General features: G+C 73.0%; 12 protein-coding genes. 3 read left to right on the top strand and 9 right to left on the bottom strand.

The features are described from left to right. Positions 1–70: 70 nt before the first annotated feature. Positions 71–970: an AraC family transcriptional regulator gene (locus KGS77_RS16065; RefSeq protein WP_242582060.1), complete on the bottom strand. Its 900-nt coding sequence runs from the start codon at positions 968–970 to the stop codon at positions 71–73. A gap of 112 nt (positions 971–1082) precedes the next feature. On the opposite strand from KGS77_RS16065, the gene guaD reads away from it, so the two are divergent. Further along, complete coding sequence (gene guaD, locus KGS77_RS16060) at positions 1083–2537, top strand: guanine deaminase (protein ID WP_242582058.1); 1455 nt, start codon at positions 1083–1085, stop codon at positions 2535–2537. Between the two features lie 18 nt (positions 2538–2555). Here the strand turns inward: guaD and KGS77_RS16055 are convergent, their stop codons facing one another. From KGS77_RS16055 to KGS77_RS16020, 8 genes are all read right to left on the bottom strand, one after another. Beyond that, positions 2556–3794 carry a flotillin family protein gene (locus KGS77_RS16055; RefSeq protein ID WP_242582056.1) on the bottom strand — a complete coding sequence of 413 codons (1239 nt, stop codon included), beginning with the start codon at positions 3792–3794 and terminating at the stop codon, positions 2556–2558. A 37-nt stretch (positions 3795–3831) separates the two neighbouring features. Continuing rightward, complete coding sequence (locus tag KGS77_RS16050; protein ID WP_242582054.1) at positions 3832–4056, bottom strand: hypothetical protein; 225 nt, start codon at positions 4054–4056, stop codon at positions 3832–3834. Positions 4057–4163: 107 nt separating this feature from the next. After that, positions 4164–5174: a zinc-binding dehydrogenase gene (locus KGS77_RS16045; RefSeq protein WP_242582051.1), complete on the bottom strand. Its 1011-nt coding sequence runs from the start codon at positions 5172–5174 to the stop codon at positions 4164–4166. Between the two features lie 70 nt (positions 5175–5244). Continuing rightward, complete coding sequence (locus KGS77_RS16040; protein WP_242582048.1) at positions 5245–5862, bottom strand: malonic semialdehyde reductase; 618 nt, start codon at positions 5860–5862, stop codon at positions 5245–5247. A 78-nt stretch (positions 5863–5940) separates the two neighbouring features. Further along, positions 5941–6642 (bottom strand): VC0807 family protein, encoded by a 702-nt coding sequence (locus tag KGS77_RS16035; protein WP_242582045.1) that lies wholly within the window; start codon positions 6640–6642, stop codon positions 5941–5943. 23 nt (positions 6643–6665) lie between these two features. Next, positions 6666–7961, bottom strand: coding sequence for an FAD-dependent monooxygenase (locus KGS77_RS16030; protein WP_242582042.1), 1296 nt, complete (start codon positions 7959–7961; stop codon positions 6666–6668). 67 nt (positions 7962–8028) lie between these two features. After that, complete coding sequence (locus KGS77_RS16025) at positions 8029–10419, bottom strand: PEP/pyruvate-binding domain-containing protein (RefSeq protein WP_242582040.1); 2391 nt, start codon at positions 10417–10419, stop codon at positions 8029–8031. A gap of 188 nt (positions 10420–10607) precedes the next feature. Beyond that, positions 10608–11375, bottom strand: coding sequence for an AfsR/SARP family transcriptional regulator (locus tag KGS77_RS16020; protein ID WP_242582037.1), 768 nt, complete (start codon positions 11373–11375; stop codon positions 10608–10610). A gap of 349 nt (positions 11376–11724) precedes the next feature. On the opposite strand from KGS77_RS16020, the gene KGS77_RS16015 reads away from it, so the two are divergent. Together KGS77_RS16015 and KGS77_RS16010 are read left to right on the top strand one after the other, a co-directional pair. After that, complete coding sequence (locus tag KGS77_RS16015) at positions 11725–12693, top strand: UbiA family prenyltransferase (RefSeq protein WP_242582035.1); 969 nt, start codon at positions 11725–11727, stop codon at positions 12691–12693. Next, on the top strand, positions 12690–13631 hold the full coding sequence (locus KGS77_RS16010; protein ID WP_242582034.1) for an IS630 family transposase: 942 nt from the start codon (positions 12690–12692) through the stop codon (positions 13629–13631). Before KGS77_RS16015 ends, KGS77_RS16010 begins: the two co-directional genes overlap by 4 nt. Positions 13632–13722 lie beyond the last annotated feature (91 nt).

Here is a 13722-nt window from a genome sequence, read left to right as displayed (position 1 = left end):
GCGTACGGACATGGGCAGCGTGGCCGTGGGCCGGGCTGCCGGTCTTGAACAAAAGTCGCGTCGTGGCCGGTCAGGGCCGCATGGCGGCGGGTGTGACCCCGAAATAGCGCTTGCAGACGCGGGTGAGGTGGGCCTGGTCGGCGAAGCCGGTGGCGGCGGCGACCTCGGCGGGCGCCTGACCGGACAGCAGCAGCCGACGGGCCCGGTTGGCGCGCAGCCGCATCAGATAGGCGTGCGGCGGCAGCCCATAGGCGCGGCGGAACGCGCTGATGAGTGTGGAGCGGTTCCAGCCGGTGGCCGTGGTGAGGTCCGCGAGGGTCACCGGCTCGTCCCAGCGGTCGTGGAGCATCTGACGGGCCAGCTCCGGTGCGGTCCGGCGCGTCCCGGTGCTTCCCGGTATACCGGGCACACCGCGTACGCCGCGTACGCCGTGGGTACGGGCATGGCGCCGTACGACCGCGCCGAGGCCCGTCAGCAGGGCGGACTCGGCGGTGAGCGGATCGGTGAACCGTTTCCGCTCCGGTCCCTGCGGCGGCTGCCTCTGCACCTGCTCGGGCGCCTGCCCCAGTCCCTGCGCCTGCTCCTGCGTACGGTGGACGTGGCGCAGCAGCCTGAAGAGCGCCGGATCGCGTACGGAGTGCTCGGTGAACCAGGCGCCGGACGCACCGAGCTGATCACGGACGATCTCGTCGACCAGCGCGGTGTCGAAATAGAACATCCGGTAGCGCCAGCCTGCCTCGTCGGCGGCGAAACCGGTGTGCACCTCACCGGGATTGAGGACCACCAGGTGCCCCGCCGGGATCACCACCCGGCCCCCGCCCAGGTGCAGCCCCTCGGCACCGCTCTCGATCACGCCGACGGAGAGCTGCTCGTGGCTGTGCCGGTCGAAGGAGAAGTGCTCGAAGCGCGCCTTGAACAGCTCCACCTGCGGGCTGCCCGGTGCCGTCCACAGCCGTGCGTGCTCCGTCATCCTGCGCACCCTACCCATCCGTCACACAGGGGCGGTTTTGTCGTTCACCGGGGAGGAAGGCGCCGGGAGAAGGACGCACAGCACATAGCCCCGGGAGGAGAGCCACCCCGCCATGACGCACCCCCGCGAACGCTCCCCCGAACCCCCCTCCGAACGCTCCCCTGAACCCCCCTCCGAACGCCCCCGCGGACACCGGCCGCACGCCGTCTCCGCGGTGCGCGGGCCCCTCCTCCGCTTCCGGGACGACCCGTTCCGCACCGGCCCGGAAGAAGCCCTCGCGTACGAGAGCGACGGCCTGCTGATCTGTGAGGACGGGCGGATCACCGCGGTGGGCGACCACACGTCCCTGCGTGGCCGGCTGCCCGCCGGGACCGAGCCGGTGCACTACCCGGACCACCTCATCAGCGCCGGATTCGTGGACACCCACACCCACTACGTGCAAAGCGGCATGGTCGCCACCTTCGCGTCGGAGATGTCCGACTGGCTCGGCCACCACACCTTCGCCGAGGAGCGGCGTTTTGGCGACACCCCGTACGCGCGCCGGGTCGCCGCCTCCTTCTGCGAGGAGCTGCTGCGCAACGGCACCACGACCGCGCTGACCTTCGCCGCCGTGTTCCCGGGCTCGGCCGACGCGCTGTTCGAGGAGGCGTCGGCGCGGAACCTGCGGATCGCGGCGGGGAAGGTGCTGATGGACCGCAACGCGCCCGACGACCTCCTGGACACCGCGCAGCGCGGGTACGAGGAGTCCAAGGCGCTCATCGAGCGCTGGCACGGAAAGGGGCGCAATCTGTACGCCGTCACCCCGCGGTTCGCCCCCAGCAGCACGCCCGAACAGCTCGAGGCGGCGGGCGCGTTGTGGCGCGAGCACCCCGGGACGCTCCTGCACACCCATGTCTCGGAGCAGGCCGACGAGATCCCCTGGGTCCGCTCCCTCTTCCCCGGCCGGCGGGGCTACCTCGACGTCTACGGCCATTACGGTCTGCTGGGCCCCGGCGCCGTCCTGGCGCACGGCGTGCATCTGACACCGGACGAGCGGGACCGCTGTGCGCGTACGGGTACGGCGCTCGCCCACTGCCCGTCCTCGAACCTCTTCCTCGGCAGCGGCCTGTTCCGCCTGGCCGACGCCAAGGAACGTACGGACCCGCTGAAGGTGGGGCTGGGCACCGACATCGGCGCGGGCACCAGCTTCTCCCTGCTGCGCACCATGAACGAGGCGCACAAGGTCGCACGGCTGACCGGCTACCCGCTCGACGGCGTGCGGGCCTTCCACCTCGCGACCCGTGGCGGCGCGCAGGCGATGGGCCTCCAGGACAGGATCGGCTCTCTGGAGCCGGGACACGAGGCGGACTTCGTCGTCCTGGACCCGAAGGCCACCCCGCTCCTGTCCCGGCGCGCGTCACGTGCGCAGGGCGTCGAGGACCTGCTCTTCGCCCTGGCCCTGCTGGGGGACGACCGCGCCGTCCGGGCCACGTACGTGGCGGGCAGGCTCGCCCACGACCGGTACCGGGACGGTGACCGCGACTGCGACCGCAGCGGCAACCGTGACACCTCGGCACCGGCCCTCTGAACGGCGCGTGCGCGGCACCTACTCGATCTCGACCGGGCTGCCTGTACGGCCCGACGGCACGCCCAGCAGCCGCTGGAACTCGCCCACCGCGCCGCTGTTGTCCGCGTTCCCGGAGTCCTTGCTCCCGGAGCCCTTGCCCGCGCTCCCGTTTGCGCTCCCGTTCTCGCTCCCGCCCTCCGGCGTACCGAGGTTGCGCCGTACCGAGTCCAGGATCGTCAGGCCCTGGCCGACGAGACCCGCGGCGATCTCGCCCAGCCCGTCCGCACCGTTGAGCACATTGACGTTGGCGCCCGACAGGCCGGACGCGGCCTCCTTGACGATCAGCGGGAGCTGGTCGATGAGCATCCGGTCCAGCGCCACCCGGTCGTACGAGGCGGCGGCCTCGGCCTGGATCTTCATCCGCTCGGCCTCGGCCGTCGCCAGGACCCGGATGCGCTCGGCGTCGGCCTCGGCGGGCTTGACGACCTCGGCCACCAACTGCTGCTGCCGCAGCCGGGCCGCGCGTTCGGCCAGCTCGGTCTGGGCGGCGAGGACCTCCTGCTGGGCGTGCGCCTCCGCCAGCGGACCCGCCTGCGCGGCCTGGGCCTGGGCGCGGTCGACCTCGGCGGTGTACTGCGCCTGCACCACGGCGGTCTGCCGGGCGTACTCGGCCTTCTTGCGCTCCGCCTCCTGCTCGGCCTCGGCCGCGGCCTGGGTGGCCTGCGCCTGGGCGATCTGGGCCTGCCGCTGGATGGCCGCCTTGTGGGGCGCGGACATCGCCTCGATGTAGCCGGTGTCCCCGTCGTCTATGGACTGGATCTGGAGCGAGTCCACATGCAGACCGATCTTCGCCATCTCGGTCTTGGAGGTGTCCAGTACCTCGGTGGCGAGCTTCTGCCGCTCGGTGACGATCTCCTCGACCGTCATGGAGCCGATGATGGACCGCAGATGGCCGGCGAATATCCGGCCGGTCAGTACCGACATCTGGTCCTGGTCGGAGAGGAAGCGCTGACCGGCGTTGATGATGCTCTCGGTGTCGTTGCCGACCTTGAAGGCGATGACGGCACGCACCGTCAGCGCGATGCCCTGCCGGGTCACGCAGGTCTCGACGACCTCCGCCTCACACATCGCCAGCGTCAGGAAGCGGGTCTTGCGGAAGACCGGCAGGACGAACTTGCCGTGCCCGGTCACGACGCGGAACGGCGCACCACCCAGCCCCCGTCTGCCACCGGAGATCAGCATCGCCTCGTCGGGGGCGGGAACGCGGTAACCGAACATTTCCAGTCTCCTCAAGCTGCGTCGCCGGCCTCGCCGGTCAACGGTCCGACGGCCCGGTCCAGTCGATGACCTCGACCTCGCGCGGGCCCCGGGATTCCACTACGAGCACGGTCGCCCGGTGCGGCAAGGGCTCCTCCGACCAGGCGAGGAAGGTCTCCGAACCCCCTCGGACCCGGACCAGTACCTCCCCGGGACCGCCGGTACCGCGGGTGCCGATGACCAGCTCTCCCACACAGCCGATCACCGCTTCATCCGGCACCACCGGCCCCGCTCCCCTCGCGACTCCACCCGTTGCCCCTGACTTTAACCTCACCCCTTCTGTCCCTCACCACCCTGGATACGAAACCCGAACGGCCGTATCCCGACCCGTTACCCGCAGCCGTCACCGGCCGCCGGACCATGGCTGAAGACGATCTTGCCGTCGGTCTCGCCGGTGAGCATCGCCCGGAAGCCCTCCGCCGCCTCGCGCAGCGGCAGTTCGCGGGCGATACGCGGGCGCAGACCGGTGCGGTCGAGGAAGGCCAGCAGATCGGCCAGCTCCCCGGCGGTGCCCATGGCCGAGCCGACCAGTCGCCGCTCGCCGAAGATCAGTCGGTGCAGGGCGTGCGCCGGGGCCGGTTCTGCGGGGCGGCCCGCCCGGTAGCCGGCGCACACGACCGCGCCGCCCGGCCGCAGCAGTTCCAGCGAGCGGGCCCAGCCGGTCTCATCCACGCCGCCGTCCAGGACCGCGTCGACCAGGCCGGGCGCCTTCTCCCCGGGGCCCAGGACCCGGTGTGCGCCGAGTTCGGCGGCCAGGTCGCGGCCACGGCCCTCGGCGGTGACCCACACCTCCAGCCCGGCGGTCACCGCCAGCGCGATCGCGGCGGTCGCGATGCTGCCGATCCGCTCGCGGCCCTGCACCAGTACGGTCTGGCCGGGCCGCACCCCCGCACCGTTGAACAGCATGCGGTAGGCGGTCAGCCAGGCGGTCGGCAGACAGGCGGCCTCACTGAAGGAGATCCCGGCCGGTTTGGGCACCAGGTTGCGCGCCGGCACCACGACGGTGTCGGCGAAGCTGCCCTGGTGCTGCTCGCTGAGCACGGTGCGGCCCGGATCGAGGGTCTCGGGGCCGGTCCAGCCGGGCGAGCCGATCAGGGCGTGCACCACCACCTCCGTGCCGTCGGCCAGCACGCCCGCCCCGTCACAGCCCAGGATCATCGGATAGCGCTCGGGTGGCATGCCCCAGCCGCGCAGGGTGGAGATGTCGTGCATGTTCAGGCTGGCGGCGCGCACCGAGACCGCCGCCCACCCGGGCGGTACCTGCGGCTCGGGCCGCTCCCCGGTCACCAGCCCCGACAGCGGATCGTCGAAGTCGGGGGCGGCGGCGTAGACGGCGAACACGGGTGCTCCTCGGAGGGTGGTGACTCATCAAGGGGGGCCAGGACAGGGGGTGGATCGGGGAGTCGCCGACTCACAGGGTGGTGACGACCTGGTCGTACGTCAGGCGGGGCAGCCGTTCCCGCCGTACGGGCGCCGGCCGCCCCAGGTTCAGCACCAGCAGCGCCTCCCGGTCCCCGGCGGGGAAGAACTCGGCGTTCAGGCCCGCCTCGTCGAAGCCGAGCATGGGCAGGGCGGCCAGGCCCAGGGCGCGGGCCGCCACGATGAGGTAGCCGGTCTGGAGCAGGGCGTCGAAGCGGCCCCGCTCCCGGCGTACCTCCGGGGCGTTTGCCAGCCACTCGTACAGGTGCGGGGCGTGCGGGAAGACCACGGGCAGATGCTCGTGGTAGTTCAGGTCCACCGCCAGCAGCAGGGTCAGCGGCGCGCCGCGGGCCTTGTCGCGGTTGCGGTCGGTCAGATGGCGCAGCAGCCGCTGCCGGGCCCCGGTGCTGCGGATCTCCAGGACGCGCAGCGGCTGCTGGTTGAAGGACGTCGGGCCGTGGCGGATCAGCTCGTACAGGGCGCGCAGGTCCTCGGGGCCGACGGGCTCGTCGGTGAATCCGCCGGGGGTACGGGCCTGCCGGAACAGCAGGTCCAGCGCCTGGGAGGACAGCCGCGGCCGGCCCGTGCCGGTGGTGGTCAGGTGGGCCATCGGCCGCCCCTTATGGCGCGGGGCGCGGGGACGGCGGTACGGCGGGCCGCGGGGTGCGGCCCGCCGGACGGCACCGCGTCACCGGCCCTTCCCCGCGGTCCGGTACTCGCTCAGCTCCGAGGCGGTGACCCGCTCCTGGATGCCGTCGACGATGCGGGTCAGGGCGGGCACGTTCATACGGAAGAAGCCGAGCACCGCCACGAGCAGCACGATGCCGGGGAGCTGGGACAGCAGGAAGGACTTCTCCAGGTCCTGCACCGAGTAGCGGTAGACCACGAACACGCGCAGCGCGGCCTCGGCGATCAGCATCGCGCCGAACGCGGCGGTCATCACCCGTTCCCGGGAGCGGAATTCCCTGGACTCCACCCACGCGCGGTCGTATGCGATCTCGCGAGCCGGGTCGCCCTTGGTCGCCATCGGGGCGGCGGCCTGGTAGACGACGGGCCGGCCGACGAAGCAGGTGACCCACAGGAAGACACCGGTGAAGGCGGTGTAGAAGGACGGCTTGACCGCCACCACCCGCGGGTCGTCGGTGACGAACAGCAGGGCCACCGTCAGGGCGATCTCCAGCACGACCAGGATGCCGACGAAGTCCATCCGGCGCCGGCGGATCGTGTTGATCAGGGTGGTGACGCCGGTGGAGACACCGGCGACGGTCAGCGCCCAGAAGTCCGACACCCCCAGCCGTTTGAGGCCCAGGTACAGCACCGCCGGGACGACGATGTCGAGCAGGATGGGAACAAACGGCCGCACACGGGTGAGGGGGCCGGTCTTCTGCATGGTCACTCCTTTGTATGGGGGGATCAGACGGGGAGGGGGTCGGCGCGGAAGACGGTCTCGGCACCCCGTAACGAGCCGTCCACCGCCGCGCGGGCGTACCCGCGCATCTCCTCCTCGTAGAGGCCGATGGCCCCGGTCACGTCCAGGCGTCCGGCGCGGGCGTCGGCCAGCCGCCCGGACAGCAGGGCTGCGTCGCGCAGCGCCGTGTTGGCGCCGAGGCCGCCGACCGGGGTGGGGGCGTGCACGCAGTCGCCCAGCGCCGTGACCCGGCCGGGCGGCCAGGCGTCCGGCACGGGTACGGCCCTGATGGACAGCGCGAAGGTGGCGGCGCGGTCGGAGCGTGCGAGTACGCGGCGCAGCAGCGGGTGCCAGCCCTTCGTCATACGCGTGGCGGCGGCATGCAGGCCGAGCGGACCGGCAGCGCTCAAGCCTGCTCCGGCGTACGGGAATTGGCCGGCCGGGGCGACCAGGGTCCACTTGAAGTAGGCGCGGACCGCCTCGATGTCCGCGCCGGGAGCGTGCTCGGCGACGGCCTCGGCCACCGGCCGGCGCGGCTGGTACGCCCCGACCACCAGGGTCGTCCGGTGGGGGCCGAGCACCGGGCGTGACCCGCCGAGCAGCTCCGGCGGTACCCAGTCCAAAGCCTCGGCGTCCAGCGGCATGTGCCCTTGGACGGCGCGCAGGCCGGTGTCCAGGACCTGGGCGCGGGGCAGGAGGTGGCGCCGGGCCCGGGAGTTGATGCCGTCGGCGAGGACCAGGACGTCCGCCGCGGCGGCGGTGCCGTCGGCGAAGTCGAGGAACACGCCCTCGCCGGCGGGCCGGTAGCCGGTGACCCGGTGGCCGAACCGCACCGCGTCGCCGAGCCCGGTCAGCAGGATCTGCCGCAGGACCCGGCGGTCGGCGACCATGCTGGCGGCGCCCGGATCGTCCAGGCCGGCCCGGTCGTTCGGGTCGTTCGGGTCGGTCCGGCCCTTCCGGTCGTCCAGGTTGTCCCGGTTGTCCCGGCCGTCGGTGCCATCCGGCGCCGCGGCCGGCCGGTGCGCGCCGAGCCGGGTCAGCCGGTGGTCGAAGCACAGGCCGCGCGAGGTGTAGGGCCGGCCGGCGGTGTCCTCGGCCAGCCGGTGGAGCCGGGCGGGCAGGCAGTCGGCCAGGGCGGCGCGGCCCTGCGCGTCGATCCGCAGCCGGAACCCCTGATCCCGGGAGAGGGCGGAGCCGTCGCTCTCATAGACCGTCACCTCCACGCCGCGCCGGCGCAGGCCCTGGGCCAGGGCCAGACCGCCGATGCCGGCGCCGGACACCGCGACACGCAGCGCGCTCATGCGCCGCTCCCTACGACCTGGACGCCGAACGGGCCAGGCTGGAGGAGTGCCGCGCCGGGACGGCTGGTCACGTCGGGCCGCCCGCGCGTTCACGGCGTACGGTGCCGGTGCTGCCGTCCACGGTGACCAGGTCGCCGTCGCGCAGGAACGCGGTGGCGGTACGGGTGGCGACGACCGCCGGGACGCCGTACTCGCGGGCGATGATCGCCGGGTGCGAGAGCAGGCTGCCGCGGTCGGTGACCAGGGCGCCGACCGCCGGGAAGAGGATCGCCCACTGCGCGGTCGTCTCCGGGCAGACCAGCACCTCGCCGGCGCGCAGCCGCCCGAACTCGGCGACGCCGTTGATGACGCGTACGGTGCCGGTGCGGCGGCCGGGGGAGGCGGCGACGCCGTGCAGGGTGTCCTCCTCCTGGCGGGCCGCGGCGGCGCCCGCGCCGAAGACGCCCATCGACCACTCGGCGCCCCGCATGACCTCCTGGGCGGCCGGGGACGGCGGTGTCATGTCCGGTACGGGCCGCGGCGGTGCGGGCGGCTCGCCGAGCACCGGCGGGCCGGGGTGGGCCAGCGCCCAGGCGTGCTCGCCACGGCGGTGGCGCACCAGGCCCTCGGCGGGGGTCCGTCCGGCGAGGGCGGCGGTCACCTCCTCGTACTCCAGGAACAGCACGTCCTCGCGGGCGGTGAGCGTTCCGGCGGCGGCCAGCCGGGCCCCGGCCTCCAGCGCGGCGTAGCGCAGCAGTGCCCACAGCGACACGGCGTAGAAGGACTTCTCGTCGCGGATCGGTGCGCTGAGGTCGGAGCCGAGCAGGGCGCGCTCGAAGCGCTCCCGGTCGGCCTCGGGGCGGTCGGCGAGCGCGGCGCGGGCCTCGGCGGCCGTGGCGGCGCGGCGCTCCTCCAGCCTGGCCCGTTCGGCGTCCAGGTCGTAGGGCGCGTCGAGCTGGGCGCGGACCATCCCGAGCACCACCTCGGGCTGCTCGGCCAGGGTCGGTTCGGTCAGGGTGAACCCGGCGGTGCGGTGGCCGTAGTCGGCGAGATAGGCGGTCAGCAGGGCCGTGAAGCCCGGGTCGGCGGGGCGCTCGCCCGCCTCCAGCGCGGCCCGTACCTCCGGGCGGCCGGCGGCGTAGCGCGCCATGTCCCCGACCCCGGCGGTGGCCGGTACGTGGTCGCCGACCAGGCCGCCGCGCAGCAGCAGCGTCTTGGCGGCGTCCCAGCCGAGGAGTTCGGCGCAGGTCGCGCCGAGCCGCCCCAGCAGGCCCGCCGAGGCGCCGCTGAGCTGGAAATAGCGGTCGTGCAGGGTGGCGAAGGCGTCCAGGAGACGTTCGAGGTGGGCGGTCAGCGCGGAGTCGTCCAGGGCCGCCGGGTCGACCGCGCGCAGCTCGGCGACGGCCGCGGCGGTCTCGGCCTTCCAGCCGCCCTCCCAGCGGCGCACCAGCTCCAGGGGGTCGCCCGCGGCGAACCGCTCGGCGATCTTCTCCAGCCTGGCGACCAGCTCGGGCATGGTGTCGGGCAGGACGTTGACGTACGGCCAGCCGCCGATGACCGTGGGGCGCGGGGTGGCGCCGGTGGTGAAGGCGAACACGTGCGGTGCGGCCCGGGTGAAGACCGGCAGGAACACCGACCGTACGAACGGGGTCCAAGGCCGGTCGAAGTTCGGGTCGCGCATCGAGGTGCCCGGCGGCACATCCACCGGGACGGGTACATGCGGCACCAGCTCGTCCGGGAGCCCGGTGACCGGACGGGCCTGGAGCAGCCGCAGCCGGCCGCCGGACACGGCCCACTCGACGTCCTGGGGCGCGCCGAACCGGTCGGCGACCGCGCGGGCCAGCTCGGCCACCCGCAGGACCAGCGCCTCGTCGGCCACCTGCTCCTCGCCGGAGGTGCGGCGCGCGGCACCGTCGCGTACGGCCCATTCCTCGGCCGTCGCCTCACCGGACATCAGCCGATCGCCGAGCCCGCGCACGGCGCTGACCACGACCTCGTCGGGGTCGGCGGTCAGCGCGTTGACGCTGAAGGCGACCCCGGCGACATCGGCGTCCACCATCTCCTGGACCAGGACCGCCACCCCGCCGGCCGGGGCGTCGCCCTGGTAGGCGGCCAGCCGTTCGCTGGACCCGGACTCCCAGCACGTACGGACCGCGTCGAGCACCTCCTGCGCGCCGCGGCAGTTGAGCACCGACTCGTACTGGCCCGCGTAGGACATGCCCTCCAGGTCCTCGGCGACGCCGGAGGAGCGCACCGCGAGCGGGACGTCGCCCGCCTCGGCGAGGATCGCGGCGACGCTCTCCCGCAGCCTGGTGAGGTCACCGCCCGGGCCGAACGCCCCGGCCATCAGGTCCGTGCTCAGGACCCAGCCGGCCGGGACGTCGAACCCGGCCCGGGCCAGCTCGCCCAGTACGGCGGCCTTGCGTCCGGCGGCCGGTGCGTCCGCCAGGCCGATCTGTGACAGATCCGGAACACCCATGGATCGCTCGCTCCTCCGCAGCGGTGACGTGTGCTGTGTGTCGTGTGCTGTGTGTCGTGTGCTGTGTGTCGTGTGTCTTGTGTGGGGATTCAGCCCACATCCGTACGTTGGGTTCCACTTGGAGTCTCGTTCAAGCCCGGCCGGCCTGATCGGGCCGTTCCGGCTCGCCCGTGTCCGCGCGGGGCCGCTCAGGCCAGCACTGGCTGCTCGTTGAGGATGCGGTGCTGCATGCGCTTGATCTCTTCCGAGGGGGTCAGGCCGAGTTCCTCGTCCAGCATCATGCGCAGGTTGTGGTAGACGCCCAGGGCCTCGCTGCGCCGTCCACAGTCGGCCAGCGCCGCCATGAGCTGTCCGTGGAACCACTCGTTGAGCGGGTAGCGGACCGTCAGCGACCGCAGCTCGCCGACCAGTTCCCTGGTACGGCCGAGCGCGAAGCCGGCCTGGACGCACAGCTCCAGCGCGCGCATCCGCTGTTCCTCCAGGTGGACGGCGTGGGCGCTGAGCTGCCGGCCCTTGGTGACATCGGCCAGGGCCGGGCCGGTCCACATCTCCAGCGCCCGGCGGAGCATCGGCTCGGCCTGGGCCGCCCGGCCGTCGTCCATCAGCTTCCGGGCGCTGTGGACGGTCGACTCGAAGACCTCGGCGTCCAGTTCGCCGGGCTCCAGCAGGAGCATGTAGCCCGGCGGGCGGGTGAGCAGCCAGCGCTGTCCCGGCTTCATCACCCCGTCCCGGGCGAAGGACTTGCGCAGTTGGTAGATGTACGTCTGAGCGGTGGTGACCGCGGTGCGCGGCGAGTCGTCCCCCCACAGCTCGTCGATGAACGCGTCGATGTGCACGACCTGATTGCCGCGGAGCAGGAGCAGGGCGAGTACCTGGCGCACCTTGGCGGGCGTCGGGGTGCGGTCGCGGCCAGCAGAGCGGACCTGAGTGGTCCCGAGCACCTTGTATTCCGGCATTGTCTCTCCAAGTTTTATTTCCGGCTTTTCCCTCCCGGCCGGTTGTTCCTGGGTCGGGAACCGGCCATAAAACTATGCGCGGAACTCCGGCTGTTTCCAGATGAATAATTCCATCGATATGCCGGGTGCACCGAAGGTTGTAGGGCGCCGCGTACTCCCGTACGCCGTTGAGCAGCGGCCCCTGCGAGCCGCGGTGTTGGCGGGTACCGGGCGCGGCGCGCGGCGGGCCGTCGTACCCGTGGGATGTCACGGTTGATGGATCAACGGACCGGCCGTTGGATGTAGCCGAGGCGCACTTTAGATGTAGTTCTGTTCCCAGGGGTCCGCCCGACTGCTTGGGTTCTCGGACATGTCCACAGCTCAGCCCACCGCCATACGTGCCCGTTCCGCCTTCGGTGCCGGTCTGCGTCCGGTCCTGCTGGCCCACACCGAGTCGCGGCCCCTGGTCCAACTGATCTTCATGCTGCGCTTCTCGACGGGCGTGCTCCTGGCGGGCGGGGCGGGCGGAGTGCTCCGGATCATGGCCGGTGCCCTGTCCTGGCACCTGGCGACGGTCAGCGCCTACGTCTACAACGGCGTCTGCGACGTCGACGGCGACCGGGTCAACGGCTCGCCCCGGCCCATCGCCCGGGGGCTTCTGGCGGTGGGTACCGCCCGCCGGCTCGTCGCCGCCTACGGTGGCGCGGCGCTCGTCCTGGCGGCGTTCGACGGGCCGGTCTGCACGTTGGCGACCGCCGGGATGCTGCTGCTCGGCTGGCTCTACTCGGCCCGGGGCATCGCGTGGAAGAACACCACCCGCGGCGCCGGAACCTGCGTCTTCCTCATGGGCCTGCTGGCCTACACCGACGGCTGCTTCTGCGTCGCGGACGGGCACGTGTCGTGGCCGCTGGTGATCGTGGCGGTGTCGATGTCGCTGTGGATGGGTCTGGTCGGAGCGGTGGTCAAGGACTTCGGTGACCTGGCCGGCGACCTGGCCGACGGGCGCCGCACCATGTACGCGCGCGGTTCGGGACGTTCGGCCCGCCGGGCCGGCGCGGTGGGCGCGACGGCGGTGGGCGCCGGCTTCCTGGCCGCCGCCCTCGCCCTGGCCCCCGAGGTGTGGCCGGCCGCCGCCCTGGCCTGCGCCGGGGGCGTGGTGGTCGCCCTGTACTGCCTGGTGCCCGGCCTGACCCGCTGGACCGCCGGGCGGCTGCCGCACCTGGACCCGCGTACGCTGCGCCGCCTTCCGTACCGGGTCTTCATGGTGACCCAGTACGCCGTACACCTCTGTCTGCTCCTTGTGGTCTGGGTGCCCGCGACCGTCATCGAGGCCGGGTGAACCGGCCGGCGGACGCGCGGCGGCTGCCGCCCGCGGCCCAAGAGGCGGTGCGGCTGCGGGTGGTGGCCGCGCTGGAGTCGGGGCGGGCCCGGACCTACCGGCAGGCGGCCGGGATGTTCGGGGTATCGGAGCGGTCGGTGGGCACCTGGTGGCGCAAACACCGGGCGCTGGGGCGCGCGGCCCTGGCGGCGCCGGCCGGTTCCCGGACCGGTGCCCGGGAGGCGATCGGCGCGGCGGACCGGGCGCTGCTGTGCCGGATCATGGCCGACCACACCCCCGAGGAACTGCTCAACGGCACTCCGCTGTGGACCCGGGGCCAGGTCGCCGAGCTGTTCCGGGTGGTCCTCGGGGTGGTCATGACCGAGCAGGGGGTGGGCAAGTGGCTGCACCGGCACGGGGTGATCACGCCGCGTGCCGACCGCCGGACGCATGAGCGGGAGGGCGGCGAGGCGGCCGTGTGGTTCCGGCGGGAGTACCCGGCCCTGGCCGCCCGGGCGAAGGCGGAGCGGGCCGTGGTGGTGTGGACGGACCGGTACGGGCTGCGCGCGGACCGGTCCGCGTACGTACGCACCGGGGAGCCGGGAGACCGCGCCTTGAAGGCGGGGCAGGAGGGCAGGCCGGCACGTCTGAACGTCCTTTGCGCCGTCGCCCCGCGCGGAGCCCTGTGGTTCATGGTCTACGAAGGCCGTCTCACCGCGGAGGTGTTCACCACCTTCCTGGACCGGCTCGCCCGTCAGGCCGGGCGGAAGGTGCATGTGATCACCGGCCGGCACCCCGTCCACCGTTCCCAGGCGGTGCGTACCTGGCTCGCCGGTAACGAGGACCGGGCCGAGGTGCACGGGGTGCCCGGCAGCGGCCGGGGCCGGGCCGATTCGCCGGGTGGTGCCAATTCCGCGGCTCCCGCCGTTATTTCCGGGTCCGGGGGCGCCGATGGATGACCCGGCAGGAAAACCCTTGGTTTCCGCTTGGGAAAAGCATGACCTTTCGACAGCCGCCAACTGGTGATCTACGATCCGAACGGGAGTAGCA

The sequence above is a fragment of the Streptomyces sp. MST-110588 genome, from assembly GCF_022695595.1.
In the GTDB taxonomy this organism is placed as follows: Bacteria; Actinomycetota; Actinomycetes; order Streptomycetales; family Streptomycetaceae; genus Streptomyces.
Note: the sequence above shows the minus strand (reverse complement) of the source record. Positions and strands in the feature narration are given on the sequence as shown.